Annotated in this window: 9 protein-coding genes and 1 tRNA gene; 4 read left to right on the top strand and 6 right to left on the bottom strand. The window is 67.7% G+C overall.

Annotation, left to right across the window (positions count from 1 at the left end):
• Positions 1-53 precede the first annotated feature (53 nt).
• Complete coding sequence (locus CMC5_RS31005; RefSeq protein ID WP_050433777.1) at positions 54-1,409, bottom strand: glycoside hydrolase family 16 protein; 1,356 nt, start codon at positions 1,407-1,409, stop codon at positions 54-56.
• 136 nt (positions 1,410-1,545) lie between these two features.
• Between CMC5_RS31005 and CMC5_RS45180 the strand changes: the two genes are divergently transcribed.
• Complete coding sequence (locus CMC5_RS45180; RefSeq protein ID WP_156338989.1) at positions 1,546-4,644, top strand: LodA/GoxA family CTQ-dependent oxidase; 3,099 nt, start codon at positions 1,546-1,548, stop codon at positions 4,642-4,644.
• Positions 4,641-5,777, top strand: coding sequence for an NAD(P)/FAD-dependent oxidoreductase (locus CMC5_RS30995; RefSeq protein WP_050433776.1), 1,137 nt, complete (start codon positions 4,641-4,643; stop codon positions 5,775-5,777). The genes CMC5_RS45180 and CMC5_RS30995 overlap by 4 nt, the downstream gene beginning before the upstream one ends.
• A 9-nt stretch (positions 5,778-5,786) precedes the next feature.
• Here CMC5_RS30995 and CMC5_RS30990 read toward each other — a convergent pair whose 3' ends face one another.
• From CMC5_RS30990 to CMC5_RS30975, 3 genes are all read right to left on the bottom strand, one after another.
• Positions 5,787-6,542: a class I SAM-dependent methyltransferase gene (locus CMC5_RS30990; RefSeq protein WP_050433775.1), complete on the bottom strand. Its 756-nt coding sequence runs from the start codon at positions 6,540-6,542 to the stop codon at positions 5,787-5,789.
• A 1,249-nt stretch (positions 6,543-7,791) separates the two neighbouring features.
• Positions 7,792-7,865 (bottom strand) — tRNA-Pro (locus CMC5_RS30980).
• Positions 7,866-7,922: 57 nt separating this feature from the next.
• On the bottom strand, positions 7,923-10,214 hold the full coding sequence (locus CMC5_RS30975; RefSeq protein ID WP_050436231.1) for a S9 family peptidase: 2,292 nt from the start codon (positions 10,212-10,214) through the stop codon (positions 7,923-7,925).
• A gap of 147 nt (positions 10,215-10,361) precedes the next feature.
• Here CMC5_RS30975 and CMC5_RS30970 point away from each other — a divergent pair, with 147 nt between their 5' ends.
• Positions 10,362-10,766 (top strand): VOC family protein, encoded by a 405-nt coding sequence (locus tag CMC5_RS30970; RefSeq protein WP_050433773.1) that lies wholly within the window; start codon positions 10,362-10,364, stop codon positions 10,764-10,766.
• 31 nt (positions 10,767-10,797) lie between these two features.
• On the opposite strand, the gene CMC5_RS46160 is transcribed toward CMC5_RS30970, so the two are convergent.
• The gene (locus CMC5_RS46160; protein WP_063796380.1) at positions 10,798-13,440 is read right to left on the bottom strand and encodes a DUF4215 domain-containing protein; all 2,643 of its coding nucleotides are present in this window, start codon (positions 13,438-13,440) and stop codon (positions 10,798-10,800) included.
• Positions 13,441-13,964: 524 nt separating this feature from the next.
• Here CMC5_RS46160 and CMC5_RS30960 point away from each other — a divergent pair.
• Complete coding sequence (locus CMC5_RS30960) at positions 13,965-15,008, top strand: TerB N-terminal domain-containing protein (protein ID WP_050433772.1); 1,044 nt, start codon at positions 13,965-13,967, stop codon at positions 15,006-15,008.
• Between the two features lie 34 nt (positions 15,009-15,042).
• On the opposite strand, the gene CMC5_RS30955 is transcribed toward CMC5_RS30960, so the two are convergent.
• Complete coding sequence (locus CMC5_RS30955; RefSeq protein WP_082362949.1) at positions 15,043-15,690, bottom strand: FmdE family protein; 648 nt, start codon at positions 15,688-15,690, stop codon at positions 15,043-15,045.
• Between the last annotated feature and the right edge of the window lie 15 nt (positions 15,691-15,705).

Here is a 15,705-nt window from a genome sequence, read left to right as displayed (position 1 = left end):
CGGCAGCCGGCTCGCTTCCGATCCGAGGGAGCGGCTGCCGTGGGGGAGGGCGCTCAGAGCTTGATGATCTGGACGCTGTCCATGTGGATGAAGCTGGCGCCGTTGCCTGGAGAGTTCGAGTGGAAGCCGAGCTCCAGGGTCCCTCCGGTGACGTTGATGATGGGCGTCTCGACCTGCGTCCAGCCGCCGTAGGTGCCGAGGGACGTGGTGACGGGGGTGCACGAGCCGCAGGTCTTGGCCTGGAGGTACGCGAAGTTGAAGGGGCCTCCCTTCCGCACCCACGCCCGGACCCTGTAGTTGCCCGAGGACAGGCCACTGGCCACCTGGTACGTCCACGCCTCGAAGGGGGTTCCGTTGGTCCAGTGGGTGAGGTGGTACGCGCCGGCGTGCGCGCCGTTGTACGTCTCGGAGACGGCTGCGTGGGCGGTGCCGTTGGGGCTCCAGGTGGTCCACCCGGTCAGGCCGGACTCGAAGCTGGGGTTGACGAGGGTGGGGCCCGAGGTGGTTCCGCGCTCGTACCAGCGCACCCACTCCACCTCCATCGTCTTGGTCACGCCCGAGGGGAGGTCGATGCTGGCGGGGCTGGGATCGCCGTACCAGTTCCCGCCGATGGCGAGGTTCAGCAGGATGTAGTGGGGCTGCTGGAACTCGCTCTCGTTGTGGGTGTAGACGTTGTTGGCGACGATGTTGCCGTCGAGCCGGAAGGTCATGTTGCTCGACGTCCACTCCACCTCGTAGAGGTGGAACGAGTCGGCGAGGTTGTAACCGCCGCTGGCGCCCGTGCCCCAGTGGCGATCCGTTCCGTTGAACCAGTGGGCGGCGGACTGCATCCAGGTCGGCGAGTTGGAGTGCCATTCGAGGATGTCGATCTCGCCGCTGGCAGGCCATCCGACGCTGGAGATGTTGGCGCCGAGGGTCCAGAACGCCGGCCACATGCCATACCCGGACGGGATCTTGATGCTGGCGATGATCTTGCCATAGCGGCGCTCGACCTTGCCCTTGGTATGAATCCGGCCCGAATAGAACGAGCGCGGCGCGAAGCCGCTGCAGTTCGCGTGTCGGGGGTTGTCGCCGGTGCGCTGCGCCGAGAGGATGAGCTTTCCGCCGCTCACGCTGACGTTCTGGGCTCGCGGAAACTCCAGCTCACCCGTGCCGAAGTTGCAGTTGTTGGTGACCGGGTCCCAGTTGCTGGTCAGCACATTCCAGTTGGCGCTGTTCAAGCTGGTGCCATTGAACTCGTCCGACCAAGCGAGATTCCACCCTGCACCGGGGCTGTATTCCAGCTCGGAGATGGCCTCGCCGACGACGAGGTCTTCCTCGGTCGGTTCGGCGATTTCGACCGCGCATCCCGGCAGGAATGCGAGGAGACAGATCGGAAAAATCTTTGAGAGATCGTGTTTTCTCGTCATAGCATGAACCTGCGGGGCGACGACGTGCATCGCATTCACGGCAGCTACCACAGCCAGCGTCGTGAATGCGACGCTTTCGTCGATTGAAATCGTTTTCGCTGCCCTGGCATTTTTACTCAGCGCGGAGGTATTCGTGATGAAGCCACCCACAGCGAAGCCGACGCAAGCGTCGGACGCGCCGGAGCTGCCGGCGCCGCCTTGCGGTTGCGATGAGAATGCCGTCGAGGCTCTGGTCGACCTCTTCGTGCGGTACGCGCAGGGGAGGACGGTGGTCGCCGGGCGGGACCCTGCGACCCGTCCCGTGTTCCTGCGCCTCCACGGTGTCGCGCATGGCACGCTGCGCATCCGGGAGGATCTGCCCCCGGAGCTGCGTGTGGGGATCTTTGCGCAGAAGTCGGAGTACGAGGTCTGGGTGCGCTTCTCCAGCGACGTTCAGCCTGGTGTGCCCGATGTGGGCGGCACGGTGGGGATTGCGCTGAAGGTGTTCGACGTCGAAGGGAAGAAGATCCTGGAGGGCGAAGAGAGCGCGACGACGCACGATTTCATTCTCCAGAACCACGATGTGTTCTTCGTCGATACCGCGAAGGACATGTGCGCGTTCACCTGCCAGTCGTTGAATGGAAAGCTCGACGAGTACCTGGCGCGGCACCCACGGACGAAAGAGGTGCTGGACGCGATGGAGAAGCTGGTTCCATCGGTGCTGCTGTCACCCTACTGGAGCGTGCTGCCGTTCAAGTTCGGCGAGGGCGCGTTCGTGAAGTACAAGCTCACGCCGGAGAAGGCGCCGCCAGGGTCGGGAGACCCGCCGGACGTGGACGACCCGTTCTATCTGCGAGCCGATCTTCACGCGCGGATGAAGCAAGGGGAGGCGCGCTTCCAGCTGCTCATCCAGCGTCAGACCAGCGAGCAGGAGATGCCGACGGATGAGGCGACGAGGCCGTGGAGCGAGGAGAAGAGCCCGCCCGTCCATGTGGCGACGCTGATTCTCCCGCAGCAGGATCTGGGAACGCGCGGGCAGGCCACTTACGGGGAGAACCTGGCGTTCAACACATGGCACGCCCTGCCCGAGCACGCCCCCGTGGGTAGCCTGGCGCTGGCCCGGAAGGCCGTCTATCAGGCCTCGGCGCGGGTCCGGCGCAACGTGAACGGCGTGCCCGTGGGCGAGCCGGTCGAACCGCGGGCGCTCTCGTGGTGCGCAGGGCTCGAGGGCGCCGAGCAGGAGGGGAAGAAGACGAAGTCGAAATCAGCGTGCCCGGGAGGTGACTATCCACCCGCGAAGGACACGAAGATCGTGCGGGCTGCGATTCATCCGGCGATCGGGGTGGCGAGGGTCGGCAACAGCGCGTCCGGCATCTTCTACGGGCCGGAGGTGACGACGCCGCCGGGAGAAGGGCCCCTCGAGCATCGCGACGACGAGGGGGCCCTGAAGCGGCAGGCGGCGCGGTTCCGCATCTATGGCTACAACGCGGCCGGGGAGCTGATCCGTGAGCTGACCGCGGACTGGGCCGACATCACGTGGACGGTCCACGTCGCGAACCGGAAGGCGAGCTGGTACCGGTGGCAGCTTTCGCTGGATATCCCGGAGGCGGCGTCGGTGGCGCTGCCGCTGCGCAATGCTTCGGTGGAGGGGCCAGCGCGCGACGTGTTGACCATCGACGGGGGGGCGCGTTCCATCCGTGGCAAGGAGCAAAGAGGGGAGGCCACGCAGTTCCGGGGGAAGTTTCAGGAGGAAGAGGTCTACCTCGGTGAGTTGAGGACCGACGAGGCGGGGCGCCTCGTCTTTCTCGGGGGTCATGGCAAGTCGGCGTCGCCGGAGGGGAAGCCCATCTACATTCCGTCGGACGAGGACAGCTTCATCAATGCCGATGGCTGGTACGACGATACGTCCGATGGTCCCGTGACGGCCGAGGTGCGCATCGAGGGGCAGCGCATCCCCGTGGAGCCAGCCTGGGTGGTGACTGCGCCGCCCAACTATGCGCCGACGGTGACCGCGGTGCGCACGCTGTACGATCTGATGTTCGATCTGTACGTGCAAAACGAGTGGCTCCGTCTTCCGGCGCAGGTGTCGTTCCAGCGGGATGTGTACCCGATCCTGCAGCGATTGACGGAGCATCAGTGGGTCAACCAGGGGTTCGCGACCCAGTTCGGGTGGGGTGGAGCGAACCATTTCGAGGATCCCGAGTACGTGCAGAAGCTGGCGGCGAAGCCTGCTGAAGGTGAATACGACATCTATGGTGAGCTGCGTCGGCAGGTGCTCCAGGCGTTCCGCGATCCGGGGCAGGCGAATGGGGATCAGCTCCCGTGGCCCTGGCTCTATGGCGACGCGATGGAGGTGCCCGCTGGTGAGTCTCCGCGTCAGAATGCGGCGGTCTCGCCGACCCAGTACCGCGTCCTCGAGTTGTGGGCCGCCGGTGATTTCGTGGCCGACTGGGATCCGCAGCGAGAGCTGCCACGGGAAATCGAGCAGGTGCCGCTCGCAGAGCAGCCCGCGATGCTCGATCGGGCGGCGCTCGATGCCTGTCTCGCTGACGCCTTCCATCCTGGCTGCGAGCTGACCTGGCCGATGCGGCACCTCTCGATGTATTCGGCGCCATTCCGTATTCGACAGCGGCCGTCTGGAGAGCCCGAGCCGGATCACGGCGCGACGCTGACCCAGGCGGTGGTCCTGTCGTCTGCAGGGCCCTTGCATGCACAAGGGCCGGGGGACCTGACGCGCTGGATGGGGCTCCCGTGGCAGGCGGACACCGCGTACTGCCGCTCCGGCTACGATCCGGACTACGACCCGTTCGTCCCTTCCTTCTGGCCCGCGCGGGTGCCGAACCATGTGCTGACACCAGCGGCGTACGAGAAGGTCATGAACCCGAGGCTGCCACGGGAGGAGCGCCTCGCCGCCTTCGCGCGCCGCGCGTCCTGGGTGGCGCCGTTGAAGGGGACGACGGTCGAGCAGATGGAGCAGATGGTCGAGGTGTTCGGAGGGATGGGTCTGGTGGAGCTGAGGAGAGGGGTCGAGGGGGACCGCGATTTCCCACCGGTCATGGGCGTGGCCTCCTTCGGGAAGGGCGTGGAGCCGCCGACGCCGGGCGTGCTGCCGATGGCGGAGCCGCTGGGCGTGCCCGGAGGGCGGAGGCTCCCGCGTGAGGTGCTGAGGCGACGCGCGGTGCAGGAGGCTGGCTGGGGCTCCGAGGAGGCGCTGCGGCATGCGCCACTCCCCGTGCGGTTGCCGAAGAAGACGTGAAGCGCCATCGACATCACGAGGTGGTGATCGCGGGTGGAGGGCCGGCGGGGGCGGCTGCGGCCATCGTGCTCGCCAGGGCGGGGAGGGACGTGCTCCTGGTGGATGCGGCTGCGGAGGGGGCGTTCCGCGTGGGCGAGGCGCTGCCTCCCGCGGCGCGGCCGCTGCTTCGTGATCTGGGGGTGCTGGAGCGCGTCGAGGCCGACGGGCATCTGCGCTGTCACGGGAACGTGTCGGCGTGGGGAGACGTGGCGCTGCGAGGGACCGACTTCCTGTTCGGCGTGAATGGCGCCGGCTGGCACGTGGATCGGGCCCGGTTCGATGCGTCGCTGCGGGTTGCGGCGCGCGACGTCGGGGCGGAGGTGCTCGGGAGGGCACGGATCGGTGATGTGGAGCGGGCGCCTGGAGGTGGGTTCGCGCTGCGGGTCGTCGAGGGCGAGGAGGCGCTCACGCTGTCGTGCGACGCGCTGATCGATGCCACGGGGAGGTCGAGCGCGGTCGCGCGGCGGCTGGGCGCATCGCGGTCGCAGGAGGATGCGCTGGTGGCGTTCTTCGTGCGCTTCCGGTCACGGGGCGAGGCCATGTGGGGGGCGTCGACGCTGGCGGATCGGGACGGGCGCACGCTGATCGAGGCGGAGCGAGCCGGGTGGTGGTACTCGGCGCGGGTGCCGTCAGGGGAGCGGGTGGTGGCCTTTCTGACGGATCCGGATCTGGCGGACCGGAAAGTCCTGCTGTCCGAGGAGGGGTTCGGTGCGCGGGTCCGCGAGACGAGGGCCGTGCAGGAGGTGCTGGCGCGGCATGGGTACGTGATGGGTGGGCGTCCACGCGGGATCGATGCGGGGAGCGCGCGCCTGGATCGCTTCGGAGGGGAAGGATGGCTGGCGGTGGGCGATGCCGCGCTGTCGTTCGACCCGCTCTCGTCGCAGGGAATGATGAACGCGCTCTACACGGGGCTACGGGCGGGGGAGGCCTTGCTCGCGTGGCGCTCGGGTGATGGTGGAGGCGTCGCGCGGTACCTGGCGCGGCTGGAGGCCATTCACGCCGCGTACCGGGAGAACCTGGCGCTGTTCTACGGGCAGGAGCGGCGCTGGGTGGGAGGGGCGTTCTGGCAGCGGCGTGTGCGCATGTCGCCGTGAGGGAGAGGATCAGGCGCGGGTGCCGACGATCACCAGGTTCATGGCTTGCTCATCGAACGGGCGCCCGTCCAGGTGACCGTAGGCCTTCAGATCCTGGAATCCCGCCTTGCTCATCATCGCGAAGAGGTCGTCCTTCCCGTAGAGCTGGTGCGAGACGTCGAACGTGACGGGGCGGCCCTTCTCGACCAGGGTCCAGGTGCTGTCGAGCCAGGTCCATGCGGCGTTGGGGCGCCGGTTCTTCAGGACGACGACGCCGTCCTTCATGTCCCAGTCGCGGGGCTGGAAGATGCGCTGGTAGACCTCGCGCGGGCGCAGCTCCAGGACGAAGGTGCCGCCTGGTTTCAGCGAGGCGTGGACGTTCTTGAGCACCTTCTGGTTCTGGCGCTGGTCCTTGAAGTACCCGAAGGAGCTGAAGAGGTTCAGGATCACGTCGTACGTGCGGGGGGCCCGGTAGGTGCGCATGTCGTCGTGGATGAATGCGCAGGAGAGCCCGCGCTCCTTGGCGCGCTTCCTGGCGTGGTCCAGGTAGGGCCTGGTGATGTCCACGCCCGTCACTCGGAAGCCTCGGCTGGCGAGGGGGAGGATGACGCGCCCCGGACCACAGCAGAGGTCGAGGATCTCCTGGTTCTTGCGCAGGGGAACGAGGCGGATCAGCCCACGGACGTGCTGCTCCAGATCCTTCCAGCGGGTCTCGTCGAACTGGAAGCTCCAGGTGCGCTTCCAGAAGGCGTCGTCGTCGTGCCAGGGCTCGGGCCGGTTCGGCATGCGGGGAAGCTATCAAGCCGTCCTGCGTCGCTGGAACCGGCTTGTCGCGGGTCGCCGACCGAGGACGCGGAGACTGGGTGGAGCAGTGCTAGGTGCAGGCGCTCCCGAGTCGGTTCAGACGGGCGCCGATGCCCAGGTGCGAGAGACGCTTGCAGAGGTCCAGGGAGGCGTCGCTGGATCGATGATGGGCTGTCCGTGGCGTGGTGAAGGTCGTGAGCAGAGGTCGCGGCCGCTTTTCATCTGGCGTAGGCTTGAACGGAAAATGAAACGTCATTCCCGCCTCATTCTTTACCCCTACAATTCGCGAGCACGACTGTACGGCGAGTCGGGGAACTACCTCGATGCGAGCTGTCGCCCGGATCCCGACTTTGACGCCCTCACGCTCGGGTTATGTCGGCCAGGATTGCGGAAAAAGCTCTTCCGTGAGTGGAGGGACCGATTGCAATCTGATGGGTTGGAGATTCTTTTCTTCACACGGACCCATCAATCGGAGGAGGTCGCCCTCGTTGCATGGTTGCCTGTCAATGATATCGCCGAGACTCATGAGGTCGCGGCTCGGAGATGCAAACAAACTGTCCCGTCCAACCTGATGGTGCCAAGCAGTCGGTGTCGTGTTGGCCGTGTCTTCAATGGGCATCCGCTTGAGCCAATCAAGTCACACCGGGGATGCTCGTGTCGTCACTATGTCGACCGGCGAGCAACGCCTTACGTTTTTTTTGATCGAGGGGCGTCTGGAGCCATTCGTGTTCACGATCCAGTTCGTCTATCGTTCAGCGCCCTCTTCTCGCTCATCAAGGGCTACACCGATGCCAAGTGGCCTCGGGAAAAGACCTCAAAAAAATTTATGCAGTCCGGGCAGGGTTGGGGGCACCGGATCCATACCAATGAAGACAGTGAGCGGCTTCGGGCGCACTTCTTCGCTACGCCTGTCTCTCCTCCACCCCCCGACAAATTTTCCGCGGAGCAAGCGGATGCTCGATCCGGTCGAGGGGCGAGTTGCGGCAAGTCGAAGCGGGACGAACCGCTCCGGGAGCGAGAGGCCGCTCACAGGGGTCGGCCCGTGAGATGCGGTAAGGGGTGCGGATGATGCTGAGTTCCGCTGCCATACTTTGCCGCTGGGCATTGCTGGGACCCTTCGCTGGACATCTGGACCGGCGTGGCGTCGGTCGTCGTCTCGATGTCGCGCTGGGCGAGATGCCGCCGTCTCTGGCGCCCGCGCCGTTCTTTCCAGCAAACTCAAAGGGCTGGGTCGGGGAGGCGGGATTTGAACCCGCGACAACGAGCACCCAAAGCTCGTGCACTACCGGACTGTGCGACTCCCCGGTGCGGTCTGGACCGCGAGGCGGAACTTAGACGACGTGCGTCCGCTGGGCAAGACGCTCAGAGGTGCTCGATGAAGTAGTCGACCACCCGCCGGTTCACGTAGCGCTTCGAGGCCGGGGTGCGGTAGCCGTGCCGCTCGCCGGGGAGGACGAGCAGGTCGAAGGTGCGGTCGGCTGCGACCAGGGCGTCGATGAGTTCTGCGGAGTTCTGGAAGTGGACGTTCTCATCCATGAGGGCGTGGACGAGGAGGAGCTTGCCCTGGAGGTTGGGGGCCAGCGGGATGAGGCTGGAGGCCTTGTAGCCGTCCGCGTTCTTTGCGGGGAGGCCCATGAACCGCTCGGTGTACCCCGTGTCGTAGAGCCGCCAGTCCGTGACGGGAGCGCCAGCCACGCCGACGCGGAAGTGGTCGGGCGCCTTGAGCATCGAGAGGATGCTCATGTAGCCGCCATAGCTGTGGCCGTAGACGCCGATGCGGTCGGGGTTCACCCAGGAGAGGGACCGGAGGTAGCCGACCCCTGCGAGCTGGTCGGCCAGCTCGACTTCGCCGAGGCGGCCGTACAGGGTGCTCGCGAACGCGGGGCCGCGCCCCGACGAGCCCCGGTTGTCCAGCGCGAAGACGCCGAAGCCGCGGTCAGCCAGGTGCTGCCAGAGCAGGCGTGGATACCAGCCGTTGCGGATGGTCTGCACCCCCGGGCCGCCATAGACCATGACGATCACGGGGTATCGCTTGCCGTCTTCGACGGCCCGAGGCTTCAACAGGGCGCCGTGCAGCGTGTCGCCGCTGGGGCCACGCACGGTGATGAGCTCTGGCGCGCGGATGCGGAGCGCCTTGATCTCCGGATCTTCGGGGGTAGGGAGCGCGCCGAGCAGGGAACCATCGGCTGCCCGGATCTCGACCTGGGGGGGACGATCCACGGCGGAGTGCATGTCGGTCCACCCCGAGCCATTCCGGCTGACGGCCACCGCGTGGTCGCTGTGCTCGGTGGTGAGGCGCTTCGGTTCGCCGCCGGCCAGGGGGACCACATAGAGGTGGTTCTCGAGCGGGGTGTCGCGCGAGCCGGTGAACAGCACCTGGCCTTTCTCTTCATCCACGCCCTTGATGGCGTTCACGTCCCAGCTCCCGGAGGTGAGCTGCGCGACGCGCGCACCGGTCCCGACCTCGTGCAGGGAGAGGTGATCGTGACCGTCGACGGCGGTCGTCCAGAGGAAGCGAGGCGAGCGCTCCAGGAAGCGCAGCTCCCCGGGATCGATCCAGGTCTTCGAGCTCTGCCCCAGCACCTCCGAGGTGGCCCCGGTCGCGGCGTCGGCGCGGAGCAGCGCGAGGTGCTTCTGCTCCCGGTCGAGCGACTGGAACCAGAGGGATTTGCTGTCCGGGCTCCAGGTGAAGCGCACCAGGTAGCGCTCCTCGGCTTCCTTGCCCTTGGGCCAGGTGAGCCAGCTCGTGCGGCGCGTCTTGAGGTCGAGGATCCCTGCGCGGACCTGGGGATTCCTCCCTCCGGCCTCGGGGTAGCGCTGCTGCATCAGATCGGGCTGGCCGCCGCGAAAGCCGACGATCGGGTGGAGGCCGACCTGGCGTTCGTCGACCTCCAGGTAGGCGAGGCGCGTGCAGTCGGGTGAGAGCCAGAAGCCGCTCGGCTCATCGAACTCCTCCTGGGCCACGTAGTCGCTCAGACCTCGGGTGACACCGGCCGGTGCTCCCTTGGTGAGCTGCGTCTCGCGGCGCGTGGCCACGTCGATGATGAACAGCTCGCCGTCGCGCACGAAGCCGACCTTCTCGCCCCCCTCGCAGATCTGCGGATCGATCTCGGGGGACGGCGTCTCGGTGAGGCGGGTGATCGCGCCGCTCTCGGCGCGTACGAAGACATCGCCGCCGTGCGGGACGAGCATGACGGGAGCGCGACGGGCCCACCCGTACTGCGTCACGCCGACGATCTTCTTGCGCTGTCGCTCGCGGCGCAGCTCCTCCTCACGGGAGAGGGGCTTCTCTTCTTTCACCAGGTCGCTCGCGCGGAGGAGCACCTTGGAGCTCTTCGTCTGGAGATCGAAGGCGAAGAGCGCCATCTGATCGTCCTTCGCTTCGCTCGCGAGGTAGGTGAGCAGCTTGCCGTCGGGCGAGTACGCGACGCCTCGGGGGACATGCCAGCCCGGCTCGCTGAACTTTGCCAGCCGATCGAAGGTGATGGCGCTGGCCTCGGGGCCCAGGATGGCGGGCCGATCCGAGGGCGCGCGGGGCGCTTCCTTCGAGGTGGGTGGGGAGGCTGCGTCGCGCGGAGCCGGCGTCACCGCGGGCGGTGAGCATGCAGGGGTCAGCACGGGCAGGAGGGCGAGCCAGGCCAGCTTCGAGCGCATCGGCGCCATCATCGCCAGAGGAGAGGCGATGTCAAAGGCGTCGGCGGCCTGCCCCGCAGCGTCGAGGGCGGAGAAGACCGAGGGGCGGGGGTTGTGTGCGGGTGGGCACCCTGTGCGCCGGCCGCTGGCCATGCCAGAGGGACTTTCATGGAAGAACGGCTCGCCATCCATCACCTCGCCGTGGTCGTCCGAGATCTGGGACGCGCGGAGGCGTTCTACGTCGATGCGCTCGGCCTCCCTTTGCTGAAGCGATGGGAGGATGAAGCGGGCGCACCTCGCTCGATCTGGGTCGAGCTTGGTGGCGGAGCGTTCCTGGCCATCGAGCGCGCGGCGCTGGAAGGGCCGAGACGGGAAGATGCGGCGCCAGGCTTTCACTGCATGGCGCTCGGCATCCAGCCCGAGCTGCGCGAGGTGTGGCGAGAGCGGCTGAAGGTGGCTGGCTTCCCCGTGGAGAGGGAGAGCCCCTTCACGCTCTACGTGCGGGATCCGGAGGGGAATCTGGTGGGTCTCAGCCACCATCCCCATCGCGCGGGAGCCCCGCGCGACGGGTGAGGGGAGGGGAGGAAGGCGAGAGAAAGGGCGGCTACTGGAGGCGGTAGATCCGGGCGACGCCGGCGCTCTCCGATTCGAGGAAGAAGATCGCGTTCGTCGCGGGATCGTAGGTCATCGCGAAGTCGCTGGACGTTCCCAGCTTGGACAGCGCGCCGCCGTGGATCGCGGTGCCGCCAGGGCTCGCGACCACGTGCGTCTCTCCGTCTGCGCGCACATACAGGTAGTTGGCGTTGTTCGTGTTGTCGACCACGAGCGAGTTGTGCTGCGTGCTCGTCTCGAGCTTCGCGATGCGCACGGCCGGGGCCGTGACGTTCGCGCGGCTGATCCGGAACACGCCCTTGCCGACCGACCCGACACCCGCCACGTAGAAGTACTGGCTGTCGGCGGCGAGGCCGACCACGTACCCGACGGTGGGGTTCGAGCCGAGCGAGACCGGCGTCCCCGGTGACGTGGCAGAGACCGAGTAGAACTGAACGCTGCCCTGCGTCGTCCGCGTTGCCCCGATGAGCACCGCTCCATCGTAGGTGATGGTGTAGAAGGGCGCGCTCGTGGGGTAGCTGGGCGTGAGATCCCAGGACGTCGGGCCCCACATGTTGCTCGATTCGGCGTACACGCGGATCAGCCGGCTCGTGCTCGCGCTGGCGCTCTTGCTGGCGCTGATCAGGTTGCCGCTCGCGTACTGCAGGTCATAGCCGAGGTGGCTGAACTGCACGCCCTCGTCCGTACCGAACTCCTCGGACGTGGAGTTGCCGGTCTTGGGGAACCTGTACACCTCGGTGCTCGTCCCCAGGTAGATCGCGTTGTTCCCCACGGTCATGCCGTAGTCGAAGGTCGGCGGCGTGTTGAACGTGATGTTGATGTCGGTCGCGTTCTTGCCGACGCCCGTGTACGGCATCTGGTTGAACGTCAGGCAGTTGATGGCCGTCGGCACCGCCACCGCGACGTACACCGTCCCGCCCGCCGTGGTCAGCGAACCGAGCGGCGCCTGGGTCACGTCGGGGAAGCAGCCCAGCTCCTCACCGACGTTGTTGTAGAGCGCCACGGCTCCCGCGGCGTTCGCGGTGAGGGAGAGGAGGCCATTGCCGGTGCTGTAGGAGTACCAGTGGACCCCTCCGACCTGCGGGAAGCAGCTCGGCACGTCGACGCGCGCGTTCGAGTTCGGGGTGATGTTGCAGCCAGGGAAGGGCGTCGCCGTCGCCAGGCTCTGTCCCGGACCAGGAGAGGCGAGCTGGCACGTCGCGCTGCAGCCAGGGCCGCCGTCGCACTTCTCGGTCCCCTCGACGATCCCGTTGCCGCAGACGGTGGCCTTCACCGAGAGGCGGTAGGAGGCGATCGTCGTGTCGTTCCCCCAGTCCTCGACCCGAACGTAGTACGTCCCAGCAGGCCGGTTGCGCACGGCGGGGTGCGAGACCGGATCGATCCTCGAGCAGAAGTCCCCGTTCGCCTTGTTGTCGTTGTTGGCGATCTCGGTGGTGCCATCCGGCCCGTACAGGCGGATCACCGTATCGATGCTGCTCGGGCAGGTGCCGGGGAGCCCCGAACCCAGCAAGGTCTCCACGGTGATGTCACCGGCCGTCGGCAGGACGAACGAGAAGAAGTCCAGGTCGACGGCGGGGGTGATCGCGGCGCAAACCTTCGCGCCGACCGCGAGGGGACCATTGGCGGTTGCCGACGAGTTGTTCGGCTCGACCTCGTTGAAGCAGCAGTTGCTCGGTACACCTGCGCAGGTGAAGCCGGGCTCGAGCGTGCAGCTGGAGCTGCACCCGTCGCCGTTCACCATGTTGCCGTCGTCGCACTGCTCGCCGCCGGAGATGATCCCGTTGCCGCAGCCCGCGACACACACGCTCGGCATGTTCGGCGCGTTGGAGCACGTGTAGTTGGCTTCGACGGTGCAGCTGGAGCTGCATCCATCACCACCCATGGTGTTGCCGTCGTCGCAGGCCTCGACGCCAGCGATCACGATCCCATCGCCGCACGTCGTGGTGCATTGCGAGGGCGAGCCGGAGGCGTTGGTGCAGGTGTAGCCGGGCTCCACCAGGCACAGGGCGCTGCAGCCGTCGTTGTTCGTGTTGTTACCGTCGTCGCACGCTTCGGACGCCGCGACGATGCCGTCGCCGCACGCGGTGCTGCAGGTGCTCGGCTCGCCGCTGCACGTGAAACCGGACTCGACCGTGCACGTGGGGCTACAGCCATCGCCCGCCGTCGTGTTGCCGTCGTCGCAGCCCTCGCCGGCCGCCACGAGACCATCGCCACACACGGCCGCGCACACGCTCGGCTCACCACTGCAGGTGTGCCCGGGCTCGACCGTGCAGGTCGGGCTGCAGCCGTCGCCCGCCGTCGTATTGCCGTCGTCACAGCCCTCCGCGCCGACGATCAGGCCGTCGCCGCAGGCGGGGCCGCACACGCTCGGCTCGCCGCTGCATGCATATCCCTCCTCGACCGTACAGGAGGCGCTGCAGCCATCGCCGGAGTTCGTGTTTCCGTCGTCGCAGCCCTCGGAGCCAGAGATGGCGCCGTTACCGCAGCCTTCGACGGTCCCGCCCCCCTGGCCTCCGTCACCCCCCTGGCCTCCGTCACCCCCTTGGCCGCCGTCACCCCCCTGGCCGCCGCCTCCGACGTTGGTGCTGGTGCTGGTCGTGGAGGAACCGTCTCCATCATCGCCCCCGCACGCCATGAGCGTGAAGCCTGTCGTAAGCGCTGAGATTAGATACAAAGAGCGTCGGATCATGCTCGCCTCCCGTGCTGTGCCGTGCCGAGATGGGAGACCCTGGCCGGCGTGCGCGAGTGTCTCACAGCCCGACATGGAGGGTGACGATGATCTGCCGGGGACGACGACCAACTTGCTCGCCCCAAGCCCTCGTTCGCAGGCACTCTGGACGGTTGACATGTGTGTTCGGGTGGGCGTTCAGGTGACCTTCCTACACTCAGACTAACCAGATGCTCCGTTGCTGTGGATGAGCGATGCGGGAAGGCATTCTGCGCTCTGGCTGGATGCGGTGCGGTGCATGCAATGGAGTGACCCGATGGCCCGAGTGCCAGGCGCGCTGCGGGGGGCTCGAAGACCGTAGCGACGACGCGCGTCACCGATCGGACGTAGTCCGTCGCGAGGCATGCGACCCCTCGATTGACGACACGCGCCAGCTGGCTTCCCATGGTGTCGTGCCACCGCAAAGAGTGCGCCGCGCCGTTCGCTGGCTCGTGGCCCTGAGCGCGTGGATCGACTCGCGGCGTCGCCCCGCGGAGATCCAAGCTCTCTCTCCTGACCCGTCCGAAGCGTCTCCCGATGTTTCGGAGAAGCCCACCGAGGCCGACGCCCCGCCCTCGGCCACCTGGATTCCGCCCGGCGGTGCCGAGCTGACGATTGCGGAACAGCGCATCGCGAGCGGCATGATCTACGTCGGTGCCCACCTTCCTCCCGTCGCCGAGCCTTGCGATGTGGAGCCTGCGCTGATCGACCCTCGCTTGCCCGTCGAGGGGGGTCGCGCCGCGCGCCTCGAAGAGACCATGACGTGCTGGCCTGCCTACCGCGAGCTGTCACCGCAGCACCGCGCGGAGTACCTGGGCTGGCTGGCCAGGGGCCGGCGCGAGCCGGACATCGATATCGGCTACGTCTTTCTGTTCTTCTATGGGCTGGAGCGTCGCTTGCTCCACGACGCGCGGCATGCGCCCGTCGGCGAGGTGGAGCGCGCGGCCCTCGAAGCCGAGATCCTGGCCTTGCACGAGTGCTACGCGCGGAGTGCGTCGTTCCGAGGGTACGCCTCCGGGTTGCTCGGAGCGATGTGGATGGGTGAAGAGACGCCCGTCTACGCGCGCCTTCCACCCCCCGAAGAGCCGCGCGCGGGTGAGCTCCCGCTTCTGCTTCGGCTCGGCCTCGGCCAGCTCCTCCGCGACGGCGTGCCGGTGCCGGCGGCGTGGGCGCTCTCGTGGGCGCTCGGTGATCCCGAGGGGTGGCCGGCCTCTCTGGCCACCGTGGGGCGATGTCCCGATGCGTTGCGCGAGCGGTTCCACGCGCGCTACGCGGAGACCTTCGGCTCCGGCATCGTGCGCAGGCCGGAGGGACGGGAGCTGATCGTTCACTACCGCCCCGCGAGCGCTTCGTTCGGTGGTGGCCTCGTCCTCGCCGCCCCCGGGGTCCCCGACGTCGCGCCGATCCGCGAACCCGTGAAGCGGCTGAGGCGGCTGCTCGAGCGGTGCATGGCGGAGCTGGAACCTGCCTCACTGCGCCCGGATCTGGACCGCTGACACCGCGCGGCGCCGCGCGGAGGGCGCACCGCGATCAGCGCTGCTCTTCGAAGATCTCGGTCTCGGGCAACTCCATGGCCACGCGCCCTGCCGCGGGGAGCTGCTCTCTCGGGACATCCTTGAAGCGCGCCTTGAACGTCGCGGTGGGGCGGAGCGTGATCGAGGCGCCCGTGGAGCGGCGCCTGTACGTGGTGGCCACGGCGGCCTCGTCGGCCTCTTCGACCAGGGAGAGGTTCAGCTTGCCCAGACTCGCGCCCGTGGCGGCCGCAGCGCCATCGGCGATGCACGTGAACTGCACCGAGCGGGGGCTGTGGTGGATGACCTCCAGGTCGAAGCTCTGGTGCGTGAGGCCGAGCCGCTCCAGGGCATACCGGCCCATCCGGTAGCCTGCGACCGCCCAGGGGCCGGCGCCGCCATGGATCCGCGCGACCTCGGCGAGCTGCTGATCGATCCGGGCGCCTGCCGGAGTCGCTTCGTGTGCGGATCCGGAGCGCGCGTGCTCGTCATGGCCTCCCTCCTGGTGCGAGGCAGACGCCGTCGAGGTGGGGTCATGCCGCGCTTCGCCGGGAGCGATCGACGCGGACGAAGGAGGCGGAGCACCGGCGCAACCTGAGACGATGAGCAGCGCGAGCACCGTCGAGACGTGGACGGCGCGAAGCCGGGCGAACACTCCGATGGCCATGGCCCTGGCTTGTGC

Source organism: Chondromyces crocatus, from assembly GCF_001189295.1.
GTDB classification, from domain to species: Bacteria; Myxococcota_A; Polyangia; order Polyangiales; family Polyangiaceae; genus Chondromyces; species Chondromyces crocatus.
Note: the sequence above shows the minus strand (reverse complement) of the source record. Positions and strands in the feature narration are given on the sequence as shown.